Annotated in this window: 26 protein-coding genes and 1 tRNA gene; 18 read left to right on the forward strand and 9 right to left on the reverse strand. The window is 72.1% G+C overall.

Translation table 11 applies throughout. The features are described 5' to 3' along the window. Nucleotides 1-113: 113 nt before the first annotated feature. On the reverse strand, nucleotides 114-413 hold the full coding sequence (locus D7I47_RS07725) for a hypothetical protein (RefSeq protein ID WP_120762499.1): 300 nt from the start codon (nucleotides 411-413) through the stop codon (nucleotides 114-116). After that, nucleotides 413-2,068, reverse strand: coding sequence for a PspC domain-containing protein (locus tag D7I47_RS07730; protein ID WP_120762500.1), 1,656 nt, complete (start codon nucleotides 2,066-2,068; stop codon nucleotides 413-415). Before D7I47_RS07730 ends, D7I47_RS07725 begins: the two co-directional genes overlap by 1 nt. Before the next feature lie 104 nt (nucleotides 2,069-2,172). Between D7I47_RS07730 and D7I47_RS07735 the strand changes: the two genes are divergently transcribed. Continuing rightward, nucleotides 2,173-3,453, forward strand: a complete 1,281-nt coding sequence (locus D7I47_RS07735) for an ATP-binding protein (RefSeq protein ID WP_120762501.1) — start codon at nucleotides 2,173-2,175, stop codon at nucleotides 3,451-3,453. Continuing rightward, the gene (locus D7I47_RS07740) at nucleotides 3,450-4,103 is read left to right on the forward strand and encodes a LuxR C-terminal-related transcriptional regulator (protein ID WP_120762502.1); all 654 of its coding nucleotides are present in this window, start codon (nucleotides 3,450-3,452) and stop codon (nucleotides 4,101-4,103) included. The genes D7I47_RS07735 and D7I47_RS07740 overlap by 4 nt, the downstream gene beginning before the upstream one ends. A gap of 64 nt (nucleotides 4,104-4,167) precedes the next feature. Here the strand turns inward: D7I47_RS07740 and D7I47_RS07745 are convergent, their stop codons facing one another. Further along, nucleotides 4,168-4,815 carry a LysE/ArgO family amino acid transporter gene (locus tag D7I47_RS07745; protein WP_120762503.1) on the reverse strand — a complete coding sequence of 216 codons (648 nt, stop codon included), beginning with the start codon at nucleotides 4,813-4,815 and terminating at the stop codon, nucleotides 4,168-4,170. Between the two features lie 72 nt (nucleotides 4,816-4,887). On the opposite strand from D7I47_RS07745, the gene D7I47_RS07750 reads away from it, so the two are divergent. The 4 genes from D7I47_RS07750 (at nucleotide 4,888) to nusG (ending at nucleotide 7,371) form a co-directional block, all read left to right on the forward strand. Continuing rightward, nucleotides 4,888-5,784 carry a LysR family transcriptional regulator ArgP gene (locus tag D7I47_RS07750; RefSeq protein WP_120762504.1) on the forward strand — a complete coding sequence of 299 codons (897 nt, stop codon included), beginning with the start codon at nucleotides 4,888-4,890 and terminating at the stop codon, nucleotides 5,782-5,784. A gap of 198 nt (nucleotides 5,785-5,982) precedes the next feature. Further along, nucleotides 5,983-6,055, forward strand: a tRNA-Trp gene (locus D7I47_RS07755). A gap of 52 nt (nucleotides 6,056-6,107) precedes the next feature. After that, nucleotides 6,108-6,386 carry a preprotein translocase subunit SecE gene (gene secE, locus D7I47_RS07760; protein WP_120762505.1) on the forward strand — a complete coding sequence of 93 codons (279 nt, stop codon included), beginning with the start codon at nucleotides 6,108-6,110 and terminating at the stop codon, nucleotides 6,384-6,386. A 40-nt stretch (nucleotides 6,387-6,426) separates the two neighbouring features. Then, nucleotides 6,427-7,371 carry a transcription termination/antitermination protein NusG gene (gene nusG, locus D7I47_RS07765; protein WP_120762506.1) on the forward strand — a complete coding sequence of 315 codons (945 nt, stop codon included), beginning with the start codon at nucleotides 6,427-6,429 and terminating at the stop codon, nucleotides 7,369-7,371. Here nusG and D7I47_RS07770 read toward each other — a convergent pair. After that, nucleotides 7,368-7,685: a YbjQ family protein gene (locus tag D7I47_RS07770; RefSeq protein ID WP_120762507.1), complete on the reverse strand. Its 318-nt coding sequence runs from the start codon at nucleotides 7,683-7,685 to the stop codon at nucleotides 7,368-7,370. The two genes, nusG and D7I47_RS07770, sit on opposite strands and share 4 nt — an antisense overlap. A 95-nt stretch (nucleotides 7,686-7,780) precedes the next feature. Then, nucleotides 7,781-8,407, reverse strand: a complete 627-nt coding sequence (locus D7I47_RS07775) for a LysE family translocator (RefSeq protein ID WP_120762508.1) — start codon at nucleotides 8,405-8,407, stop codon at nucleotides 7,781-7,783. A gap of 143 nt (nucleotides 8,408-8,550) precedes the next feature. On the opposite strand from D7I47_RS07775, the gene rplK reads away from it, so the two are divergent. From rplK to D7I47_RS07790, 3 genes are all read left to right on the forward strand, one after another. Next, on the forward strand, nucleotides 8,551-8,982 hold the full coding sequence (gene rplK / locus D7I47_RS07780) for a 50S ribosomal protein L11 (RefSeq protein ID WP_120762509.1): 432 nt from the start codon (nucleotides 8,551-8,553) through the stop codon (nucleotides 8,980-8,982). Nucleotides 8,983-8,984: 2 nt separating this feature from the next. Next, nucleotides 8,985-9,674: a 50S ribosomal protein L1 gene (rplA, locus tag D7I47_RS07785; protein WP_120762510.1), complete on the forward strand. Its 690-nt coding sequence runs from the start codon at nucleotides 8,985-8,987 to the stop codon at nucleotides 9,672-9,674. Nucleotides 9,675-9,868: 194 nt separating this feature from the next. Next, nucleotides 9,869-11,095, forward strand: a complete 1,227-nt coding sequence (locus tag D7I47_RS07790) for an MFS transporter (RefSeq protein ID WP_157981671.1) — start codon at nucleotides 9,869-9,871, stop codon at nucleotides 11,093-11,095. On the opposite strand, the gene D7I47_RS07795 is transcribed toward D7I47_RS07790, so the two are convergent. Then, nucleotides 11,088-11,888, reverse strand: coding sequence for an IclR family transcriptional regulator (locus tag D7I47_RS07795; protein ID WP_120762512.1), 801 nt, complete (start codon nucleotides 11,886-11,888; stop codon nucleotides 11,088-11,090). The two genes, D7I47_RS07790 and D7I47_RS07795, sit on opposite strands and share 8 nt — an antisense overlap. 157 nt (nucleotides 11,889-12,045) lie before the next feature. On the opposite strand from D7I47_RS07795, the gene D7I47_RS07800 reads away from it, so the two are divergent. Further along, a complete protein-coding gene (locus tag D7I47_RS07800; RefSeq protein ID WP_120762513.1) occupies nucleotides 12,046-12,615 on the forward strand; it encodes a DJ-1/PfpI family protein in 570 nt (189 codons plus the stop codon). Between the two features lie 22 nt (nucleotides 12,616-12,637). Here the strand turns inward: D7I47_RS07800 and D7I47_RS07805 are convergent, their stop codons facing one another. Next, nucleotides 12,638-14,077 carry an NAD(P)/FAD-dependent oxidoreductase gene (locus D7I47_RS07805; RefSeq protein ID WP_120762514.1) on the reverse strand — a complete coding sequence of 480 codons (1,440 nt, stop codon included), beginning with the start codon at nucleotides 14,075-14,077 and terminating at the stop codon, nucleotides 12,638-12,640. A gap of 106 nt (nucleotides 14,078-14,183) precedes the next feature. Between D7I47_RS07805 and D7I47_RS07810 the strand changes: the two genes are divergently transcribed. Beyond that, entirely contained in the window at nucleotides 14,184-14,708 is a 525-nt protein-coding gene (locus tag D7I47_RS07810; protein ID WP_120762515.1) for a GNAT family N-acetyltransferase, read from the forward strand. Nucleotides 14,709-14,712: 4 nt separating this feature from the next. On the opposite strand, the gene D7I47_RS07815 is transcribed toward D7I47_RS07810, so the two are convergent. Then, nucleotides 14,713-15,669 carry an NADP-dependent oxidoreductase gene (locus tag D7I47_RS07815; protein WP_120763869.1) on the reverse strand — a complete coding sequence of 319 codons (957 nt, stop codon included), beginning with the start codon at nucleotides 15,667-15,669 and terminating at the stop codon, nucleotides 14,713-14,715. Between the two features lie 100 nt (nucleotides 15,670-15,769). On the opposite strand from D7I47_RS07815, the gene D7I47_RS07820 reads away from it, so the two are divergent. Beyond that, the gene (locus D7I47_RS07820; RefSeq protein WP_120762516.1) at nucleotides 15,770-16,441 is read left to right on the forward strand and encodes a Pr6Pr family membrane protein; all 672 of its coding nucleotides are present in this window, start codon (nucleotides 15,770-15,772) and stop codon (nucleotides 16,439-16,441) included. Here D7I47_RS07820 and D7I47_RS07825 read toward each other — a convergent pair whose 3' ends face one another. Further along, on the reverse strand, nucleotides 16,442-16,957 hold the full coding sequence (locus tag D7I47_RS07825) for a YqaJ viral recombinase family protein (protein ID WP_120763870.1): 516 nt from the start codon (nucleotides 16,955-16,957) through the stop codon (nucleotides 16,442-16,444). Between the two features lie 202 nt (nucleotides 16,958-17,159). Here D7I47_RS07825 and D7I47_RS07830 point away from each other — a divergent pair, with 202 nt between their 5' ends. The 6 genes from D7I47_RS07830 to D7I47_RS07855 all read left to right on the forward strand — a co-directional run bounded on the left by D7I47_RS07830 (nucleotide 17,160) and on the right by D7I47_RS07855 (nucleotide 22,825). Next, entirely contained in the window at nucleotides 17,160-17,891 is a 732-nt protein-coding gene (locus tag D7I47_RS07830) for a response regulator transcription factor (protein WP_120763871.1), read from the forward strand. Continuing rightward, on the forward strand, nucleotides 17,888-19,384 hold the full coding sequence (locus D7I47_RS07835) for a sensor histidine kinase (protein ID WP_120762517.1): 1,497 nt from the start codon (nucleotides 17,888-17,890) through the stop codon (nucleotides 19,382-19,384). Before D7I47_RS07830 ends, D7I47_RS07835 begins: the two co-directional genes overlap by 4 nt. A 5-nt stretch (nucleotides 19,385-19,389) precedes the next feature. Further along, a complete protein-coding gene (locus D7I47_RS07840) occupies nucleotides 19,390-20,085 on the forward strand; it encodes a hypothetical protein (protein WP_120762518.1) in 696 nt (231 codons plus the stop codon). Between the two features lie 212 nt (nucleotides 20,086-20,297). Next, nucleotides 20,298-20,813 (forward strand): 50S ribosomal protein L10, encoded by a 516-nt coding sequence (gene rplJ, locus D7I47_RS07845; protein ID WP_120762519.1) that lies wholly within the window; start codon nucleotides 20,298-20,300, stop codon nucleotides 20,811-20,813. 81 nt (nucleotides 20,814-20,894) lie between these two features. Further along, complete coding sequence (gene rplL, locus D7I47_RS07850) at nucleotides 20,895-21,287, forward strand: 50S ribosomal protein L7/L12 (protein ID WP_120762520.1); 393 nt, start codon at nucleotides 20,895-20,897, stop codon at nucleotides 21,285-21,287. A gap of 185 nt (nucleotides 21,288-21,472) precedes the next feature. Next, the gene (locus tag D7I47_RS07855) at nucleotides 21,473-22,825 is read left to right on the forward strand and encodes an ABC transporter substrate-binding protein (protein ID WP_120762521.1); all 1,353 of its coding nucleotides are present in this window, start codon (nucleotides 21,473-21,475) and stop codon (nucleotides 22,823-22,825) included. The last annotated feature ends 31 nt before the right edge of the window (nucleotides 22,826-22,856 follow it).

A 22,856-nucleotide genomic window follows, 5' to 3' on the forward strand; every position in this document is an offset into this window, starting at 1 on the left:
CGCATCCGCCCCTCGCGCCGTGCCCGGGATCCGTGGACAACTCCCCCTGTGCACAACGCTGAGTGGTCGGATTCTGGCCCCAAAACCCGGAAATGGGGCCAGAAACCGACCGGTCAGCGAGGGCGGTGCTGGAGGCGGCGGAGCACGGCGGCGAGGGCGAGGAGGGTGGTGAGGGAGCCGAGGGCCACCAGGACGACGACCGTCCAGCCGAGGGGGGAGAGGGCCAGCAGGCTCTGCAGCAGCTCGAGGCGGCGGTCAGGGCCCGCGCCGAGCCAGAGGGCGAACGCGGCGAGCGCCACGAGCACGAGGCCCCACAGCACGGCTCCGACGCGGATGCGGGGGCGCGGCAGCGCGGCAGCGGCGGGCTCCGTCTCGGATGCCGCGGGCGCGTCGAGCGGTGTCGTGTCGGTCATCAGTTGCCTCCGGTCTCGGTCGAGTCGGTGTCGGCGCCCGGCATGGGCGTCGCGGTGGGGGTCGGCTCGCCCTCGATCACGGAACCGTCGGTCGTCGTCGACCAGGTCTCGTCCGGGGGGATGCTGAACAGCAGGTTCGACGCGTTCTCGCTCCAGCTGTTCACGTAGACGCTCGTCGATCGCCCCGCCCAGAGTCGCAGCACGAGGTCGGGTGTTCCCTCGCCCAGCGTGAGCTTCCACGCGCGGTCCGTGATCCGGAACTGCGAGGTGCGCCCGGAACCGTCGTAGTTCAGCTCGTCCACGGTCACGTACCGCACGCCGTCGTCGCTCGCGATCTCGAGGCGCACCGTCGCGCCCTCCTGCAGCTCGAGGTACACCGAGCCGGCGAGCTGCCAGAGGTCGACTGTGGCGGTGTCGCCGTCGCGGTCGGGCACGTAGAGGCTGGTGCTCCCCGCGAGCTGCGCGAAGCGCCCGTCCTCCGCGCCGCTGATCCCCATGGAGGCGCCCGGCGGGATGACGACACGATCGCTCGGCAGCACCACCGCGACGAGCAGCGCGAGCACGGCGAGGATCGAGAAGAACGCGAGGGCGCCGCTCCGGCGCCGCGCGATCCCCACGGCGACCGTGGCGACCCCCAGCACGAGCACGAGCACTCCCGCGCCGATCACCCAGGCGGAGTCGGCGGTCGCCGGGTCGCCGGACGCCGCGAACGCGGCGAGGGCGCCGCCCACGAGGGCGACACCCAGCGAGAGGAACACCACCCCGGCGCTCGCGCGCGGGCGGGTGAGCGTGCGGATCCGGGTGCGCTCGCGGGAGGCCGCGAGCGCTTCGGCGGCGCGCGCGCTCGCCTCCGCCTGCCGCCGTTCGCGCTCGCTGCGGCGCTGCTCGGCGGCCCAGGCGGCGCGCTGAGTCTGCCAGGCGTCCTGGCGCTCCCGCCACGCCGCGAGCTCCTCGTCGGAGACGTCGGCCGGCGGCGCGGGCGGCTCGCCCGGGTCGGTCACGGGGGCGCTCGCCGGGGCGGCCGCGGATGCCAGGGCGGCATCCGCCGGCACCGTCTCGGGCGCGACCCGCGGCACCGGAACCGCGCTCGTGGACCGCTTCGCCAGCCACACGACCACCACGATCGCGCCGATCAGCAGCACCCCGGTCCAGGCGATCCGTCCGAAGGCGCCGCCCCATCCGAGGTCGTTCCAGTACAGCGCCCCCGCGTACCAGAAGCTCTGCGTGAGCGGCAGGAACGACAGCAGGAACACACCCAGGATGCCGGGCAGCGCCCGCGTGACGCGCCCGTGGCCGAGCTGCTGGGCGTGGATGACGCCCTGCTCGTCGGGCAGCAGGAACCAGGCGATCGCGTAGAGCAGCGCCACGGGCGCTCCGACCACGGCGAGCACGACGGCGATGCCGCGCACGATGAGCGGGTCGATGCCGAGACGGTCGGCGACGCCCGCGCACACCCCGCCGAGCCAGCCGGCGCGGCGCGGCAGCGCGAGCCCGCGCATCCAGGCGAAGAAACGGCTCTCGACAGGCGGCGTCCCGGGCGTGACCTCGGGCGCGGCCTCGTCTTCAGTGGTCGCGGTGGTCGTCGCGGATGCGGCGGGTGCCTCGTCCGGGGTCTCCTCGGGCGGCGGTGTGGATGCGGTGGTGCGTCGAGCCATGCCTCGATCGTCGCCCGGCGGGCGGCGACCGCTCTATGGGGGGATGCCCTGATCGTCCCCTGAACCCTGGACACAGCGTCGCCCCCGCGTGCTTGGATCGTCGCATGACGACCGCATCCGCGCCCGCCGCGCCGCAAGCCGCCCCGGGCGCGGCGCGTGAGCCGCGGCGGCGCCCGCCGCTCGTGCGGCCGCGGGCCGTGCTGCTCGGCGGGGTGAGCCTCGCGCTCGCCACCCACCTCGGTGCGCCGCTCGCGCTCATCCGCATCCTGTTCGCCGTGCCGGCGGTGATCGGGACCGTGTGGGCGGTCGTCACCCTCTGGCTCATCGGCGCTCCCTCGCTCACCCTTCTCGGCTTCGTGCCGGTACTGCTCTACGGGTGGCTGTGGGTGCTCGTGCCGCGCACCGCAGCCACCCCGGATGCCGCCCGCACGCGCCGCGCGCCCGTCGCGGTGCTGCTGTTCTCGGGCGGCGTGCTGCTCGCCCTGCTCACCCCGCTCAGCTGGGCGCCCAGCGCCCGGCCGCTGCCGATCGGTCTGGTCGAGAGCGTCGCGCTGCTGCTGGCGGCGTTCCTCTGGGCCGCGACGGTCGACGCGCGCGACCCGGTGCGTGCAGTGCGCGCCCCGCTCGTGCGCTCCCTCGTCGCCGGTTTCGTCATCCTGTTCGGGGCGGTGCTGATGTTCGCCGCCTTCCGCTCCTCGCACAGCCTCGCGGTGGTCGTCGCGGCCCTGCTCGTGCTGCTCGGGGTGGCGGGCTTCGTGGTGCCGGCGATCGTTGCGCGCTGGAGCGCGCGCAGCGCCGAGCGCGCCGCCCACGCCCGCGAGGAGCAGCGCGCCGAGATCGCCGCCCACCTGCACGACTCGGTGCTGCAGACGCTCGCCATCATCCAGAACCGCGCGGGGGCCGGATCCGAGGTGGCCCGCATCGCCCGTGCGCAGGAGCGCGAGCTGCGCGACTGGCTGTTCGCCGGTACCGACCCGTTCGCGGGCGACCTGGCGACGGCGCTGCGCACCATGGCGCGCGAGCTCGAGCTGGAGCATGCGGTGCGCATCGAGGTGGTGACGGTCGGCGAGGTCGCGGCCGTCGAGTCGCACGCGTTGGCGGCGGCCGCGCGCGAGGCGCTCGTGAATGCGGCGCGGCACGCGGGCGGCGATGTCACCGTCTACGCGGAGGCGACCCCGGATGCGGTGGAGGTGTTCGTGCGCGACCGGGGTGCGGGGTTCGACGCGGATGCGGTCCCGGCCGGGCGGCTCGGCATCCGCGAGTCGATCGTGGGGCGCATGGCGCGGGCCGGCGGCACGGCCGTCGTCGTGTCGGGGCCGGACGGCACGGAGGTGCAGCTGCGGATGCCGCGGCGCGCGCTCGGCGCGAAGGGGGGCACAGCATGACGCGCGTCATCATCGTCGACGACCACTCGATCTTCCGCACCGGGCTGCGCACCGACCTGGGCGATGCCGTGGAGGTGGTCGGCGAGGCGGGCGACGTGGATGCCGCGGTGCGCGCGATCGAGACCCTGCGACCCGAGGTGGTGCTGCTCGACGTGCACCTGCCGGGTGGCGCCGGCGGCGGGGGCGCCGAGGTGGTGCGGCGCTCGGCTGCGCTGCTGGGCGAGGTGCGCTTCCTGGCTCTCTCGGTGTCGGACTCGGCCGAGGATGTCGTGGGCGTCATCCGTGCGGGCGCCCGCGGCTACATCACGAAGGCGTCCTCGGGGGCCGAGGTGGCCTCCGCGGTCGCGACGGTGGCGGCGGGGGATGCGGTGTTCTCGCCGCGCCTGGCGGGTTTCGTGCTCGACGCCTTCGGGACCGCGGCCGGCGCGCCCGCCGTCGCGGCATCCGACGACGAGCTCGACCGGCTGTCGGCGCGCGAGCAGGAGGTGATGCGGCTGATCGCGCGCGGCTACGCCTACAAGGAGGTGGCGTCGCACCTCTACATCTCGATCAAGACGGTCGAGACGCACGTCTCCTCGGTGCTGCGGAAACTCCAGCTCTCCTCCCGCCACGAGCTCACCGCCTGGGCCCTCGAGCGCCGCCTCCTCTAGCCCACATCGCTGATGGGTCGGTTTTTGGCCCCAAACCGCCGGTTTGGGGCCAAAAACCGACCAGTCAGCGGGGGGCCAGCAGCGGGAGGGCCACGAGCACCGCGAGGGTCAGCATCACGGCCGCGATCGCGCCGTCGAGGATGCGCCAGGCGAGCGGGCGGGCGAACACCGGCGCCAGCGCCCGGGCGCCGAAGCCGAGCGTCGTGAACCACAGCACGGACGCCGCCACGATGCCCGCCCCGAACAGCCAGCGGCCGTCGCCGTGCCCGTTCGCGATAGTGCCGATGATCGCGATGTCGAGGTAGACGTGCGGATTCAGCCACGTCACCGCGAGGCACGTCGCGACCGCGGTGAGCAGCGAGCGGCGGCGGGCGGCGGCATCCGGCGCGTCCGTCACCTCGAGCGCCTGCGCGGTGCGCCGCAGCGCCCGCCGGGCCGCGAGCACCCCGTAGCTCGCGAGGAACACGGCCCCGCCGATCCGCACGGCGGTCACGAGCCACGGTGCGGCCTGCAGGACGGCGCCGGTGCCGGCGATCCCGAGCGCGATGAGCGCCACATCCGAGAGCGCGCAGATCGCCACGATCGCCACGACGTGCTCGCGCCGCAGCCCCTGCCGCAGCACGAAGGTGTTCTGCGCGCCGATGGCGACGATGGTGGCGAAGCCGAGGCCGAGCCCGGCGAGGGCGGCGGCGAGGGCGGCGGATGCGGTCACGGTGACGACGCTAAGCGCACCATAGACATCAATCCAGCTCAGGATTCTTCACCAGCATTAGCATCGCTTCAGATGAATCTCGACCGTGAACAGCTCGCCACGCTCCGCGCCGTCGTCGACGCGGGCACCTTCGACGCGGCCGCCGGCGCCCTCAACATCACCCCCTCGGCCGTGAGCCAGCGCATCAAGGCGCTCGAGCAGCAGCTCGGCCGGGTGCTCGTCGAGCGCAGCAAGCCGGTGCGCGCCACCGAGTCGGGCGAGGTGCTGCTGCGGCTCGCACGCGAGGTCGCGCTGCTCGAGGCGGATGCCGCATCCGCCCTGCGGCTCGACGGCGCCGAGGCGGGCTGGACGACCGTGCCGCTCGCGGTCAACGCCGACTCGCTCACGAGCTGGTTCCTGCCGGCGCTCGCGCCCGTCTGCGCCGCGCACCGCATCGTGCTCGACCTGCATCGCGAAGACCAGGACCGCACCGCCGAGCTGCTCGTCTCGGGCCGGGTCATGGCGGCCGTCACCTCGCAGCGCGAGCCGGTGCCGGGCTGCACCTCGACCCCGCTCGGCGTGCTCGTCTACCGGCCCGCGGCATCCCGCGAGTTCGCGGCGCGGTGGTTCCCCGGGGGGGCGGATGCGGCCTCCCTCGCGCGCGCCCCGCTCGTCGACTTCGACCACGACGACGAGCTGCAGTCGCGCTACCTGCGCCGCGCGAGCAGGCGCGCCCTCGACCCTCCGCGGCACTACGTCTCGGGCTCGGGCGACTTCCTGCAGGCGATCGCGCTCGGCCTCGGCTGGGGCATGCTGCTCGACTCCCAGCTCGCGGATGCCGCGCCCGGCGCCTTCGTCGAGCTCGATCCCGCGGGCCCGGGCGTCGCGGTGCCGCTGTTCTGGCAGCAGTGGAAGCTGCACTCTCCGACGCTCGACGCCGTCGCCGAGGCGGTCATCGCATCCGCCCGCGCCTCCCTGCGCCCCCGCTGATCCCGCGCCCCCATCGCTGACCGGTCGGTTTCTGGCCCCAAAGCCATCCGATGGGGCCAGAAACCGACCACTCAGCGACCTGGGTGGAGGCGCTGACAGCGGGTACCGGCGGATGCCGTATGCTTGTGCAGGTTGCCTCGAACCCCATACTTCGTCATGCCCGGATGCGGGAGGGCGGAAACGGGAGGCGAGCGACATAGGGCGGTGGCTCAATTGGTAGAGCAGCGGTCTCCAAAACCGCAGGTTGCAGGTTCGAGTCCTGTCCGCCCTGCAAGTCCTGCGTACGCGAGTGCGCAGGATCGTCGGCCGAAAGGGTAGTGAGAGTGGCACGCAAGGTGATCGACGAGCCCAGTGAGGATGTCGTCGCGACCGCCAAGCGCGAGCGCGCGGAGCGGAAGAACCCGTTCGCCCGGATCGCCCTCTTCGTGCGGCAGGTCATCGCCGAACTGAAGAAGGTCGTCACCCCGACCCGCCGCGAACTGTTCAGCTTCACCGGTGTCGTGCTGGTGTTCGTGATCATCATGATGGCGCTCGTGTGGGGCCTCGACCAGGGCTTCGCGGCGCTGGTGAACTGGATGTTCGGTAGCGACACCCTCGGCTGATAGCGACGCGACGACCCCCCACGCAAGGAAAGAAAGCACTGTGACCGAAGAAGAGCGCGACATCGACCTCGCGACCGCAGCCGAGCAGTCCTCCGAGGAGGACGAGGCCCAGGAGGGCAACGTGCTCGCCGAGGAGGAGCGCGCCAGCGAGTCCGCCGAGCACCGCGCCCTGCACATCGTGGACGAGTCCGAGGACATCGAGTCGGGTCTCGAGAGCGCCCTCGACGCCCTCGAGGCCGCATCCGACCCCGAGGCGGATGCCATCGTCGACGACGCGCTCGACATCGACTCCGCGGAGGAGGCCGAGGCCGCCTTCGCCGCCACCTCCGCCGAGGAGGTCGACGAGGAGCCCGAGGAGGTCGAGGTCGACCCCTACGCCGAGTTCCGTGCGGAGCTGCGCGCCAAGCTCGGCAAGTGGTACGTGATCCACTCCTATGCCGGGTTCGAGAAGCGCGTCAAGCAGAACATCGAGTCCCGTCGCACCTCGATGGCCATGGAGGACTACGTCTTCGAGGTCCAGGTGCCGATGGAGGACGTCGTCGAGATCAAGAACGGCCAGCGCAAGCTCGTCAACCGCGTGCGCATCCCCGGCTACGTGCTCGTGCGCATGGACCTCAACGAGGACAGCTGGTCGGTCGTGCGTCACACGCCGGGCGTCACCGGCTTCGTCGGCAACTCGCACAATCCGACCCCGCTGCGGTTCGAGGAGGCCTTCAACATGCTGAAGAGCCTCGTGCAGGTCGTGGAGGCCCCCGTCAAGGGCGGCGCTGCGGCGAAGGGCGGCAAGGCGGCCCCGCGCGTCATCCCGGCCGAGATCGACTTCGAGGTGGGCGAGACCATCACCATCAAGGAGGGCTCGTTCGCGGGCCTTCCCGGCACGATCTCCGAGATCAAGCCGGAGTCGGGCAAGCTCACCGTGCTCGTCTCGCTCTTCGAGCGCGAGACCCCGGTCGAGCTGTCGTTCGACCAGGTCACGAAGCTCTAGACCGGCTCCACCGTCACCGCGGTCCCGTAGGCGCACGCCTCGGAGACCTCGCCGAACTCGTTCGAGTCGAAGCGCATCCCGATCACCGCGTTCGCGCCGCGCTGCACCGCGTCCGCCCACATCCGGTTGACGGCCTCCTGGCGGTTCTCCCACATGAGTTTCGAGTAGGCCGGGATCTCGCCGCCGCCCATCGAGCCGAACCCGGCGCTGAGTCCCTCGCCGGGGCTCAGGGTGCGCACGATCGTGCCGAGCACGTGCCCGTGCGCCTGGGTGATGCGGTAGCCGGGGATCTCGTCGGATGTGACCACGAACATGCGCTCATGATGTCATCCCGCGCCACACTTCGGCGTGGCGCGCCCGTGAGTGCAGCGGCGCGACCGCGCTCGTGCCGCGGAGCGTGCGCGGCGGATTACCGCCGCGCCAGAAGCAACAGCCCGCCGAGGCCGATCATCATGGCGCCGCCGGTGGCGCGCAGGCGCCCGATGCGGCGCGGCGAGGTGGCGAACCAGGCGCGGGCGGTGCCGGCGGCGAGCGCCCAGCACGAGTCGCAGATGAGCGCGAGCACCACGAACACCACCCCGAGTTCGGCGAGCTGCAGGGGGATCGAGCCCGCGTGGTAGTCGACGAACTGGGGCAGCACCGCCACGAAGAACGCGATCGTCTTGGGGTTGGTGACGCCCACGACGAAGCCCTCGCCGAGCAGCCGCCAGGCGGACCGCGGGCGCGCCGCCTCCTCGTGCGGCACCTCGTTCCGGTGCCGGATCGCCTGGATGCCGAGGTAGACGAGGTAGCCCGCGCCGATCACCTTGATGATCGTGAAGATCACCGCCGACTCGGCCACGAGCGCCCCGACGCCGAGGGCGACGAGCGTCAGCAGGGGCAGCATCCCGAGGGCGTTGCCGACGACGCTCAGCACGCCGGCGAGGCGGCCGTAGGCGATCGAGCGTCCGATCACGAACAGGATGCTGGGGCCGGGCAGCAGGATGAGCAGCACGGCGGCGATCGCGAACGCGCCGAGGGATGCTGCGGGGACCATGACGAGAGCGTAGTGCGCGACGCGGATGTCGCGTACACTAGACAGGTTGTCTGTGCGCTTTCGTGCGCCCGCGACCGTCCACCGCATCCGACCGGATGGCGGGAGAGTGAGGCCCCGCCTCGTTCGACAGAGAGAAAAGGAATATGGCACCGAAGAAGAAGGTGACCGGCCTGATCAAGCTCCAGATCAACGCCGGCGCCGCCAACCCGGCCCCGCCCATCGGCCCGGCCCTGGGTCAGCACGGCGTGAACATCATGGAGTTCTGCAAGGCCTACAACGCCGCCACCGAGAACCAGCGTGGCAACGTCATCCCGGTCGAGATCACCGTCTACGAGGACCGCTCGTTCACGTTCATCCTCAAGACCCCGCCCGCCGCCGAGCTCATCAAGAAGGCCGCCGGCGTGCAGAAGGGCTCCTCGACCCCGCACACCGTGAAGGTCGCCAAGCTCACCCGCGAGCAGGTGCGCGCCATCGCCGAGCAGAAGCAGGTCGACCTCAACGCGAACGACCTCGACGCTGCAGAGAAGATCATCGCCGGCACCGCCCGGTCGATGGGGATCACGGTGGAGGCGTAATCATGGCTCAGAAGTCCAAGGCATACCGCGCCGCCGCCGACAAGATCGAGGCCGGCAAGTTCTACGGTCCCGACGAGGCTGTCGCCGTCGTCAAGGAGACCGGCTCGAAGAAGTTCGACTCCACCGTCGAGGTCGCCCTCAAGCTCGGTGTCGACCCGCGTAAGGCGGACCAGATGGTGCGCGGCACCGTCATCCTCCCGCACGGCACCGGCAAGGTCGCCCGCGTCCTCGTCTTCGCGACCGGCCCCGCGGCCGAGGCGGCCATCGTGGCCGGTGCGGACGAGGTCGGCGGCGCCGAGCTCATCGAGAAGGTCGCCGCCGGCTACACCGACTTCGACTCGGCGGTCTCGACCCCCGAGCTCATGGGTCAGGTGGGTCGTCTGGGCAAGGTGCTCGGCCCCCGTGGCCTCATGCCGAACCCGAAGACCGGCACCGTGACGCCGGATGTGGCCAAGGCCGTGTCCGACATCAAGGGCGGCAAGATCGAGTTCCGCGTCGACAAGCACGCCAACGTTCACTTCGTGATCGGCAAGGCCGGCTTCTCGACCGAGCAGCTGAACGAGAACTTCAAGGCTGCGCTCGACGAGATCCAGCGCGCGAAGCCGTCCAGCTCGAAGGGCCGCTACATCCAGAAGGGGTCGCTCTCGACCACCTTCGGCCCGGGCGTGCCGCTCGACGTCGCCGCGCTCTGAACCATCTTGTGCCGCGATAATCCGCGGCACGCGAGAGGCCGGCCGCGCGCGAGCGCCCGGCCTCTCGTGGCACCGCAGAAACGCAACTCAGGAAGGGCCCGCCGCGTGCGGGCCCTTCCGCTGTTCCGGGGCGGATGCTCCTGAGTTGCGAAAACAGGCGGATGCCGGCGCATCCGCGCGGAAGGATTGAGGACGTGACCGAGGCGACGGAGCCGGTGACCCGGCTCGCGCAGCTGCGCCGGATGACGGGGACGTGGCTCTTCGTCGTCGCGTTCGCGGCGCGCATCCCGGTCGCGATGAACGTCGTCGGGGTGCTGACCCTCGTCACCCTCGTGCGCGGCTCGGTGGCGGAGGGCGGGCTCGTCTCGGCGGCGCTCGGCATCGCCTCGGGCGTCGGCGGCCCGCTGCTCGGCGCGATCGCCGACCGCCACGGTCAGCGCGGGGTGCTGCTCGTCGTGGCGGTGCTGCATCCGCTCGTGCTGGCGGGGCTCGTCGGCGCCGTCTACGCCGAGCTCCCGATCGGCGTCGTCACCGCGGCGGGCGCCGTCGCCGGGGCCACCATCCCGCCGGTCTCGCCCCTCATGCGCGCCCGCTGGCTGGCACTGCTCGCGGCCGACACCCGTGCCGGCGGACGCGGCGTGCCGACCGCGCTCGGCTACGAGAGCATGGCCGACGAGATCTCCTTCGTCGGGGGTCCGGTGCTCGTCGGCGTGCTCGCGACGACCCTCGGTCCGGTGGCGCCGCTGGCCGCATCCGCCGCGATCGTCGTCGTGTTCGTCGCCGCGTTCGCCGTGCACCCGACCGCGACGCTCGTCCACGCGGGCGATCACGAGGTGGCGGATGCGGTGGCGCCGCGCCGCGCGCTGCTCACGGCATCCGTGCTGCTGCCGACCGCCGGCATGCTCGCGATGGGCGCCTTCTTCGGCGCCACCCTCGCCTCGCTCACCGCCTTCATGGAGGAGGCGGGCGCCGGCGAGAGCATGGGGCTGCTCTACGGCATCATGGGCGCCACCTCGGCGGTCGCGGCGGTGCTCGTGGGTCGCCTGCCCGCGCGGTTCCCGCTCGGTGCGCGCTGGGCGACCGGCTTCGCCGCGCTCGCCCTCGCCGGCCTCGCGCTGACCCTCGCGCCCTCGATTCCGGTGATCGCGGCCGTGTTCGCCCTCGCCGGCGTCGCGGTCGGCGCGACTCTCGTCACCCTGTTCACGATCGGCGCGGAGGCCGCCCCCGCGGGCCGCCTCGCCACGACCATGACGATGCTCTCGAGCGGCATCATCCTCGGTCAGGGGGTCACGGTGGCGCTCGTCGGCGCCGTCGCGGAGTCCGCAGGGGCGGATGCCTCGTTCGCCGCGATCGCGATCGCCGCGGTCGCGGGCCTCGCCACGGCCCTCGCGTTCCTCGCCCGGCGGGCGCGGCTCAACTGATCGCCCGCGAGGCCACCGGGTCGCCTTCGAGCTCGGAGGCGACGTGCCACGCCGTGCGGCGCACGACGCGCCCCAGCTCGTCGGCGCGCGAGCGGAAGTCGTCGGCCGACACCGAGATCGACACGGCCCCGATCGTCGAGCCGCGCCGCGAGCGCACGGGCGCCGCGATGCAGGCCAGCAGCGGCAGGTACTCCTCCACCTCGACCGCCAGCTGCTCCCGCCGCACCCGCGCGAGCTCGTCGCGCAGCTTCGGGGTGGAGGTGATGGATCGCGGGGTGAGCGCGCGGCGCTCGGTGCGCTCGAGGAACTCGTCGAGGTCGTGCGGGGCCTTCGAGGCGAGCATGAGCTTGCCGAAGGCGGTCGCATGGTTGGCCTCCGAGAAGCCGACGTGCAGCTGGCCGATGCGCGGATGCTCGGGCGAGTCGGCGATGTGCGCCACCACGACCTCCTCGTCGAAGAAGCCCGTGAGGTAGACGGGCGCGTGCGTCTCGTCGCGTGCCGCCTCGAGTGCCCGCTGCACGGCGGGCGTCGCGAGCATCTGCTGCTGCAGCGCCACCCCGAGCAGCCCCACCGTGCGTCCGAGCACGTAGCGGTGCTCGTGCCGCACGACGTAGCCCTGCCGCTGCAGCACCCCCACGAGCCGGTACGCGGTCGAGGCGCTCACGCCCACGGCATCCGCGATCTGCGCGATCTCGAGACCGGGCGCCGACTCGGCGATCACCTCCAGCACGGCGAGCACCCGCTCGACGGCCTGCGCGCCGGAACGGCTCTCGCCGGGTGTCTCCCTCGTCACGCCGCCATGCTACGACCGGGATGCGGTGCGCCGCGCGCCCGATCCGCCCGCTTTTCCCACATGGTGGGAAGCGCGATTGCCTACCGTTCGCGCCCGGCGCACGATGCTCGCGACGGATCGGCGCACCCGGCGCCATCCCCGACGAGGAGGTCGGCCCATGGCCAAGATCATCATCCTGACCGGCGACGCCGCGGAGACCCTGGAGGTCTTCTACCCGTACCAGCGGCTGCAGGAGGCGGGCTACGAGGTGCACATCGCGGCGCCCGAGAAGAAGAAGCTGCAGTTCGTCGTGCACGACTTCGTGGACGGCTTCGACACCTACACCGAGAAGCTCGGGCACACCTGGGATGCCGACATCGCCTTCCGCGACGTCGACCCGGCCGACTACGTGGCCGCGGTCGTGCCGGGCGGCCGTGCGCCCGAGTACATCCGCAACGACGAGGACGCGAAGCGCATCGTGCGGCACTTCATGGAGGCGGGCGCCCCGGTCGCGGCCCTCTGCCACGGCCCGCTGCTGCTCGCGGCGGCCGGCACCCTGCACGGACGCACCTCGTCCGCCTACCCGGCGCTCGCGGTCGACGTGGAGCTCGGCGGCGGTGTCTTCGAGAACGGCGGCGCGGTCGTCGACGGCAACCTCGTCACCGGCCGCGCCTGGCCCGACAACGGCCCCTGGATCGGCGCCTTCCTCGAGGTGCTCGCGCGGCAGGCCGCCCTCACCCCGGCGTGAGGCATCCGCCCGCCCGGCGGGCCTAGGAGTCGAACCCCAGCCCGAGCGCGTCGAGGGTGCGCAGCAGCACGTTGCGGCGCCCCTCGGCGTGGTCGGCGCGGTCGAGCGACCAGCGGGTCGCGGCGATGCCGGCGGATGCGGCGGGCTCGGGCGGGAACGGCACGGGCCGCCGGCGCACCAGCTCGAGCTCGGTGCGTTCGGTGGCCTCGCCCGCGAGCAGGTCGAGCAGGGTGTCCGCCGCGAAGCGGGTGGCGCCGACGCCGAGCCCTGTGAAGCCGGCGGCGTACGCGACGCGGCCGCCGCGCGCGGTGCCGAAGAAGGCGCAGAACCGGGTGCTCGCGTCGATCGCGCCCGCCCAGCGGTGGCTGAAGTGCAGCCCCTCGAGCTGCGGGTAGAGGGTGAAGAAGTGCGAGGCGAGCTTCTCGAAGCTCGCGGGGCGGTCCTCGTAGCGGGCCCGCACCCGGCCGCCGTAGTGGTAGATCGCGTCGTAGCCGCCGAACAGGATGCGGTCGTCGGCGGTGCGGCGCGAGTAGTGGAACTGGTTGGCGAGGTCGCCGACGCCCTGCCGGTGCTCCCAGCCGATGGAGCGCAGCTGCGCCGCGTCGAGCGGTTCGGTGACGAGCACGTAGTCGTAGACGGGAACCGTGAGCAGCCGGGTGCGTCGCAGCAGGGACGGGAACACGCTCGTGCCGAGGGCGACGCGGCGGGCGTGGATGCGGCCCGCATCCGTCACGACCTCCACGCCGCCCGCCATCTCGTCGAGCCGCCGCACGGGGCTGTGCTCGTGGATCACGACGCCCGCCTCGACGGCGGCGCGGGCGAGCTCGCGCGCCAGCCGCGCCGGGTACACGAGGGCGACCTCGCGGGTGCGCCAGGTGCCGCCGAGGTAGCTGGGGGAGTGCACCTCGGCCTGGGTCTGCACGGCATCCAGCAGCACGCGCTCGCCGGCGCCGTCCTCGGGGCGGATGCCGTCGAGCCAGGCGAGCTGGTGCGGCTCGGTCGCCACGTCGAGCTCGCCCGTGCGCTCCCACTGCACGTCGAGGCCGAGCTCGGCGACGGTCGCCTCCATGGCATCCAGGTTCTGCATGCCGAGTCGTGCGAGCTGATCGTATTCGGCGGGCCAGCGGCTGCGGCCGTTCTGCTCGCCGTGGGTGAGGCTCGCCTCGACGAAGCCGCCGTTGCGGCCCGACTGCGCCCAGCCGACGCGCTTCGCCTCGAGCAGCACGACGCGGCGCCCGGGCTCGCGCTGCACGGCCCGCAGCGCCGTCCAGAGGCCGGTGAAGCCGCCGCCCACCACGACGAGGTCGGCCGTCGGCGCGCCCGCGAGCGGCGGGTATTCGGCGCGGGGCCCCAGCTCGTCGAGCCAGAACACGGCCTGCCGGGTGCCGGCGAGCGACTCCGCGACGACGGATGCGGCGGGCGGGTAGCGCTCGAACACGGTCTGGTGCCGGACTGGCGTCACCCCGCCATCCTCCCGCCATCCACCCCCTGACTGGTCGGTTTTTGGCCCCAAAACCCGGTTTTGGGGCCAAAAACCGACCAGTCAGCGACCTGGGTAGGGTGGGCGGGTGCGAGTGCGGGAGGCGACGGGGGCGGATGCGGCGGCGCTCGCCGCGCTCGCGGCGGTCACCTTCCCGCTCGCCTGCCCGCCGCACACCACGGTCGAGGCGATCGCCGCGTTCATCGCCGCCAACCTCTCCGAGACCTCCTTCGGCGGTTACCTGGCCGACCCCGCCCGCACGCTGTTCGTCGCGGAGGAGGAGGGGCGACCGCTCGGCTACACGATGCTCGTCGCGGGCGAGCCGACGGATGCCGACGTCGCCGCCGCGATCCGCATCCGCCCGACCGTCGAGCTCAGCAAGTGCTACGTGCACCCCGACGCGCACGGCGGGGGCGTCGCGTCCGAGCTGCTGGCGGCGAGCGTCGCCGCCGCGCGGGACGCGGGCGCCGCGGGCATGTGGCTCGGCGTCAACCAGCTGAACGCCCGCGCCCAGCGCTTCTACGGCAAGCAGGGCTTCGAGCGGGTCGGCGTCAAGCGCTTCCTCGTGGGCGATCGCTACGAGGACGACTTCGTGTTCGAGCGCGCGCTGTAGCGGCTCAGACCTCGGCCACCGTCAGCACGATCTTGCCCCGCGTGTGCCCCGACTCGATGAGCCGGTGCGCCTCGGCGGCGTCCTCGAGCGGCAGCACCCGGTCGACGAAGACGCGCACGTCGCCCGACTCGATCAGCCGCGAGACGATCGCGAGCGTCGCCGCGTCGGGCGCCACCCGGTAGCCGGTCGCCCGCACGCCGAGCGCCTCCGCCTCGGCCGCCATCCCGGGGAACGAGCCGGTCGGCCCGTTCACGTAGATGCCGCCCGGACGCAGGATGCGCAGCGACCGCGAGCCGGTCTCGTCAACGGTGTTGCCGATCAGGTCGATCACGGCGTCGACCTCGTCGATCGCCTCCTCGAAGCGGTGCTCGGTGTAGTCGACCACCTCGGATGCGCCGAGCTCGGTGAGGAAGGGGGTGTTGCGGGACGAGCCGGTCGCGATGACGTGCGCCCCGAAGTAGGCGGCGAACTGCACCGCGAAGTGCCCGACGCCGCCCGCGCCGGCATGGATCAGCATCCGCTGGCCCTCGTGCGCCTTCGCGGTCTCGACGACCATGCCCCACGCCGTGAGCGCCGCGAGCGGGATGCCCGCCGCCTCCACGTGCGAGAGCGAGGGCGGCTTGCGGGCGACGCTGAGCGCCGTCGCGGTGAGGTATTCGGCGTAGGCGCCGCTCATGCGCGGCACCATGCCCATGCCGTACACCTCGGTGCCCGGCTGCAGCGGATGCGACTCGTAGGGCGCCTCGACGACGATCCCCGAGAAGTCGTTGCCGAGCACCACGGGGGTGCTCGTGACGCCGGCCCAGGCCCCGCGCCCGGCGCGGGTCTTCGCGTCGAGGGGGTTCACTCCCGCCGCGACCACCTTGATGAGGAACTCGGCGTTCACCCGCGTCGGCGTCTCCACCGTGCCCAGTTCGAGCACCTCGGGCCCCCCGGGCTCCGTGAAGGTCACGGCCCGCATCGTCGTCATGTTCCCTGGCCTTCCTGCCTCGGAAGCCATTCAACGAGTGTCATGCGTCATCGGTGTTACGCGGATGTCACCGTGCTGATAACTTCTCGCCATGCGCCCCGTCTTCATCGCCTTCCGCGCCGCGGGTGGCGTCCTCGCGATCGTCGCGATCGTCGTCCAGCTGCAGATGAGCATCCAGAGCTGGAGCGACCAGGGCGTCCAGGACGTCGGCACCAAGCTCGTGAACTTCTTCTCGTTCTTCACGATCCAGTCGAACATCGCGACCGCCGTGACGCTGCTCATCGGCGCCGGGATCCTCATCCGCAGCCGGGTGACCGAGCCGCGGTGGTACGCCGTGCTCCGGGCGTGCGTGACGACCTACATCGTCACGACCGGGATCGTCTACAACCTGCTGCTGCGCGGCATCGAGCTGCCGCAGGGCACGACCGTGCCGTGGACCAACGAGGTGCTGCACGTCGTGGTGCCGATCGTCATGCTCGTCGACTGGCTGCTGGCCCCCGGCAGGCGTCGGCTCACCTTCCGGGTGGTCGGCGTCATCGTGATCTACCCCATCGTCTGGGCGGCCTACACGATGGTCCGCGGGCCGCTCGTGCAGGACGAGCTCACGGGCGAGAACTGGTACCCGTACCCGTTCCTCAACCCCGACACCTCGGCGAACGGATACCTCTCGGTGATCTTCTACGTGCTGCTCATCGCCGTCATCATCGGCGCGGTGGGCACCGGCATCGTGGCGATCTCGCGGGTCGGCGCGCGGCGCCGGTAGTCAGCGGCGCATCGCGGCGAGCAGCTGGTCGGCGAGCTGCACGAGACGGTGGATCTCGTTCTCGTCGCGATCGACCCAGCGGCTCTCGGGTACGCCGCTCACGGGCACGAAGTCTTCGTGCTGCTCCCACACCACGAGGGTGCGCTCGGCGCCCAGCACGTACTGCTGCCACCACACCTGCCGCAGGTAGTGCCGGGGGATGGTGCGCCAGGCCGAGCGCGTCGTCTTGATCTCGCACAGCTCGAGCGAGCCGCCGGTCTCGCGGATGCCGTCGGGCGTCGCGAGGTGGGCGCGCTGCCCGTCGGCGTGGAAGAGGGCGGTGTTGCCGCGCATGCCGGGATGCTGGCGGGCGACCCAGCGGCCGATCTCGGGTTCGCGTGCGCGGCCGTGCTGCGTGTAGGCGTTGCCGGTGAAGCGCGAGCCGAGCAGCTTCTCCATCGCGACGGCCCGGATGGCCTTCTCGCCGGTGAGCCGGGCGACGTCGGTCGCGGTGACCCCGCGGGCGCGTTCGCGCATCCACGACACCCGGTCGTTCGCATCCGCGACGACCCGCGCGCCGTGCGGCACGGGGGCGGCGTCGAAGAGCGCGAGGGTGGGCTGCACGTCTCCATCGTCACACGCCCCCACGACGCCGGCCGCCCCGACACGGCTCCAGGGAGGGCGTCAAGACGCGGCATAGGAATCTCCCAGGTGCCCGAGCACAATCGGAAGGGTGAGCATCCCCACCGCCGCCCCCTCCGCCCTCACCCGGCCCGACGGCACGCCCGTGCGCGCGCTCGTCGTCGACGACGAGCCCTCGCTCGGCGAGCTCATCCAGATGGCGCTGCGCTACGAGGGCTGGCAGGTCGAGACCGCCACCGACGGCGCGACCGCCCTCAACAAGGCGCGCACCTTCCAGCCCGACGTGATCGTGCTCGACATCATGATGCCGGGGCTCGACGGGCTCGAGGTGCTCAAGCGCCTGCGGGCCGCGGGCGACGACGTGGCGGTGCTGTTCCTCACCGCGAAGGATGCCGTGCAGGACCGCGTGGTCGGCCTCACGGCGGGGGGCGACGACTACGTGACCAAGCCGTTCAGCCTCGAGGAGGTCGTGGCGCGGCTGCGTTCGCTGCTGCGTCGCACCGGCCGCGGCGTGAGCGGCTACACCGACCCCGTGCTGCGCGTCGGCGACCTCACCCTCGACGAGGAGAGCTACGAGGTGACCCGGGCGGGCACCCCGATCGAGCTGACCGCGAAGGAGTTCGAGCTGCTGCGCTACCTCATGCGCAACCCGCGTCGCGTCGTCAGCAAGCTGCAGATCCTCGACCGGGTGTGGAGCTACGACTTCGAGGGCCGCTCGAGCATCGTCGAGATCTACATCTCCTACCTGCGCAAGAAGATCGAGGCCGACGGCCCGCCGATGATCCACACCGTGCGCGGGGTCGGCTACCTCATCAAGCCGGCGACATGACGACGGCGCCGCACGTTCGCGCGCCCTGGTCGATCCGCCGCCGCCTCGTGCTCGGGGTGGTGGCGCTCGTCGCCGTGGTGGGGGTGCTCATCGGCACGGTCAGCGTGTTCGCACTGCGGCAGAACCTGCTGCAGCGGCTCGACTCCCAGGTGGAGGAGGTCATGCGCTTCGTGACCACCGGGCCGGGCGGCAGCCAGCTTCCGGGCGGCGCCGACAACCTCCGCAGCGGGCTCGTGGTCGCCTACGCCTTCGAGGGCAGCGACCCGGTCGGCTACGTCTACACGGGGCCGGGCAGTCGGACGGCGCTCACCTCCGAGCAGATCTCCCAGGTGCTCGCCGCCTCGCGCGGCTCCGTCACGACGGTGCAGATCAGCGGGCTCGGCTCCTACCGCGTGCAGGTGCGCGAGGGCACCACCGTGCAGGGGGTCGCCGGCGCCGCCGCGGTCGGCATGTCGATGTCGGAGGTCGACACGACCACCTGGACGCTCGTCGGCATCTTCGCGCTCGTCACGGCGGGGGCGCTCCTCCTCGCGGCCGCAGGCGCCGTCGCCCTCACCCGGGTGGCGCTGCGGCCGCTCGGCCGGGTCACCGAGACGGCGACGCGGGTGACCGAGCTGCAGCTGGCATCCGGCGACGTCGCCATCCCCGAGCGGGTACCGGCATCCGAGGCCGACCCGCGCACCGAGGTGGGGCAGGTGGGGGCCGCGATCAACCGGATGCTGGGCCACGTCGAGAACGCGCTCGTCGCGCGCCAGCAGTCGGAGGAGAAGGTGCGCCGCTTCGTCGCCGACGCGAGCCACGAGCTGCGCACGCCGCTCGCGTCGATCCGCGGCTACGCCGAGCTCACTCGCCGCAGCGACGAGGAGCTGCCGGTGGACGCCATCCGCTCGCTCGACCGCATCGAGTCGGAGTCGATCCGCATGACGGCGCTCGTCGAGGACCTGCTCGAACTCGCCCGCCTCGACGAGGGGCAGGGGCTCGTGTTCGGCGAGGTCGAGCTCGTGCGACTCGTGACGGATGCCGTGGGCGACGCCTACGTCGCGGCCCCCGACCACGAGTGGGAGGTGGTGGCCCCCGAGCCCCCGCTCGCCGTCGAGGGGGATGCCGCGCGGCTGCACCAGGTGGTCGTGAACCTGCTCGCGAACGCGCACCGGCACACCCCGGAGGGCACGGCCGTCACGGTCACGCTCGCCGCGGAGGGCGACGAGGTCGTGCTCACGGTCGCCGACGACGGGCCGGGCATCGACCCGGAGCTGCAGCCGCGGCTCTTCGAGCGTTTCGCGCGCGGCGACGTGTCGCGCACCCGCACGACCGACGTCGCGGGGCGCTCGACCTCGGGCAGCACGGGCCTCGGGCTCGCGATCGTCGCGGCGGTCGTCGAGGCGCACCACGGCACGATCGGGGTGGAGAGCGAGCCCGGCGACACCCGCTTCACCGTGCGGCTGCCGCGCCGCCGCAACGCGTCGGACGAGGCGGGCGACCTGGCAGACTGAGCGCCATGCGATCCGCCGCCCGAGCGCTCGCGGCCTCCGCCCTCGCGGCCGTCCTCGTCGTGGTGCCCGCGCTCGGGGCGCGCGCGAGCGCCGGATCGGTGCCGCCGGAGGTGCGCGCCTACGTGACCGGCGGGGGGCTCGTCGACCGCCTCGAGGACATTTACGGCGAGAACGCCCAGGGCGCCGGGATCGCCTTCGACGAGACGACGACGCCCGGCCCCATCTCGCGCGTCTTCCACTGGACCGACGAGCGCATCGCGGGCGACACCGACGGCAAGCCGACGCGCATGGTGAACGAGTGGGCGGTGCCCGTCTCGCTCGGCGAGGAGCCGGTCGGCGTCGCCATCGTCTGGATCAACACCGACACCGAGCTGCCCGAGCTCGCCGAGTTCGACGAGCGGGCGGATGCGGCGCTCGCGCTGCAGACGGTGCCGGATGCCGCCCAGCTCGTGCGCGACATGGTCAGCAGCGCGTGGTTCGCCCTCGAGGACGGCACCGTGACGCCGCTCGTGGCCGGCACCTCGGGGGTGACGGGGCCGACCCCGGTCGACGAGCTCGTCATCGCGACCCCCGCCCCGGATCCCGAGACGCCCGGCGACCCGGGCACGGGCCTCGGCGTCGCGATCGCGGTGGTCGTGCTGCTGCTCGGCGTCGTGGTGGCCGCCCTGCTGCTGCCGGGCCGCCGCCGTCGCGAGGTGTGATATCCTGAACCAGCCGAAGACCGCCGGTCTCCGCGCGCCTGCTCGCAGGTGCCGGACGAAGCTCTCGCCAGAGGGGCCCGCGCAGGTGTGTGAAGTAGAACCCCGGATCCCGGGAGTCCCGCTCCGTGCGCTTGCGCCGGAGCTTTTTTGTTGAGGCCTGTGCCATCACAGCAGCGGCCGTCGGCGCGACATCCACAATGACAAGGAGCGCCATGGCGAACAAGGAAACCACGGTCGCCGAGCTGACGGAGAACTTCCGCGGCTCGAACGCGATCGTGCTCACCGAGTACCGCGGCCTCACGGTGGCGCAGCTCAAGCAGCTGCGCGGCAACATCCGTGAGAACGCGAGCTACGCCGTGGTGAAGAACACGCTCACCAAGATCGCCGCGAAGGAAGCCGGCGTGGAGGGTCTCGACGACCTCCTCGAGGGCCCTTCCGCGATCGCGTTCGTGCACGGCGACACCGTCGCCGTCGCGAAGGCCCTGCGTGACTTCGCCAAGGCCAATCCTCTGCTCGTGGTCAAGGGCGGGTACTTCGACGGTGCCCCCCTGACCGCCGCCGAGGTGGGCAAGCTCGCCGATCTGGAGTCCCGCGAGGTGCTGCTGGCCAAGCTGGCCGGCGCCTTCAAGGCCTCGCTGTTCGGAGCTGCCTACCTGTTCAACGCGCCGCTGTCGAAGGCCGTCCGCACGGTCGACGCGCTGCGCGAGAAGCAGGAATCCGCGAGCTGACGCTCGCACCCAGACACGTCCGGCGGAACCCCGTCGGAGTCTCAACCCCGGGGCGTACGCCCCACAGCTAAGGAGAATCACATGGCTAAGCTCAGCACCGACGAGCTGCTCGAGGCGTTCAAGGAGCTCTCGCTCATCGAGCTGTCCGAGTTCGTCAAGAAGTTCGAGGAGACCTTCGAGGTCACCGCCGCCGCTCCGGTCGCCGTCGCGGCCGCCCCGGCCGCCGGTGGCGCCGGTGGTGCCGCCGAGGAGGTCGAGGAGAAGGACTCGTTCGACGTCGTCCTCGAGGCCGCCGGCGACAAGAAGATCCAGGTCATCAAGGAGGTCCGTGCCCTCACGAACCTCGGCCTCGGCGAGGCGAAGGCCGTCGTCGACGGTGCCCCGAGCACCGTCCTCGAGGGCGCGAACAAGGAGACCGCCGAGAAGGCGAAGGCTCAGCTCGAGGAGGCCGGCGCGACCGTCGTCCTCAAGTAAGGACTTCACGCACCAGCTCAGAAGGGCGCCGCTCCCCGTGGGGGCGGCGCCCTTCCGCATCCCCGGACGAGTCCCAATCGTGACCTGTTCGGGGGACGAGGCGGTTGCCGCGCGCCTGAACGCTCGCCTAGCGTGGGATGTGGAAACGCTTCCCGCACCGGGGGCTCTCTCAACGAGGAGGAACTATGCGTTCACGCGTGAACCGCCGGCTGATGGCCGGCGTCGTGGCGGCCGGCATCGGCGCGCTCGTGCTGTCGGGCTGTACGGGCGACATCGCGGACGACACCGGGGACGTCAACTGCGACGACTACACGCAATACGGCACCTTCGAAGGCAAGACCGTCACGATCGGCGGCACCATCCTCGACCTCGAGGCCGACCGTCTCGTCCAGTCGTGGAGCGACTTCGAGAAGTGCACCGGCATCGAGATCGACTACCAGGGCACGAGCGAGTTCGAGGCTCAGATCGCCGTGCTCGCCGAGGGCGGCAACGCGCCCGACATCGGCATCGTCCCCCAGCCCGGACTGCTCAAGCGTCTGCAGGCCGGCGGCTGGCTCATCCCGGCGTCCGACGCGGTCGTCGCCAACATCGACCAGTGGTGGGACCCCGCCTGGAAGGAGTACGGCACGGTCGACGGCACCGTCTACGCGGCGCCGCTCATGGCATCCGTCAAGGGCTACATCTGGTACTCGCCGGCCGAGTTCGCCGACAAGGGCTACGAGATCCCCAAGACGCTCGACGAGCTGAAGGAGCTCTCCGAGCAGATCGCGGCCGACGGCGACCACCTGCCGTGGTGCGCGGGCCTCGAATCCGGTGAGGCGACCGGCTGGCCGGGCACCGACTGGGTGGAGGACTTCGTGCTGCGCCAGTCCGGACCCGACGTCTACGACCAGTGGGTCAACCACGAGATCCCGTTCAACTCGCCCGAGATCGTGAAGGCCTTCGACGCGGTCGGGGAGTACCTGAAGAACCCCGAGATGGTCAACGGCGGCATCGGCGACGTCTCCACCGTCATCACCGAGGCGTTCCAGACCGCGGGTCTGCCGATCCTCGACGGCGAGTGCTCGCTGCACCACCAGGCATCGTTCTACGAGACCTTCTGGAACCCGGACGGCGGCACCGCCAACACGGTCGGCTCCGACGGCACCGTCTACGCCTTCCTGCTGCCGCCCGTCAACGAGGACGACCCGCAGGCCGTCACCGGCGGCGGCGAGTTCCCGGTCGCGTTCCGCGACGCCGACGAGGTGGAGGCCGTGCGCGCCTACCTGTCGAGCGACACCTGGGCGAACAACCGGGTGAGCCTCGGCGGCGTCATCTCCGCCAACAAGGGCGTCGACCCCGACAACGCCTCGAGCGAGCTGCTCAAGCAGTCGATCGAGATCCTCCAGGGCGACACGACGTTCCGCTTCGACGGCTCCGACCTCATGCCGGGCGCCGTGGGTGCGGACTCGTTCTGGAAGGGCATCGTCGCCTGGGTCGGCGGGCAGTCGACGCAGGACACGGTCGACGCCATCGAGGCCAGCTGGCCCACCAGCTGACCGGCTGACACCATCCGGTCCGGGGGCGGAG

Origin of the sequence: Protaetiibacter intestinalis (genome assembly GCF_003627075.1) — a bacterium.
Taxonomy (GTDB): domain Bacteria; phylum Actinomycetota; class Actinomycetes; order Actinomycetales; family Microbacteriaceae; genus Homoserinibacter; species Homoserinibacter intestinalis.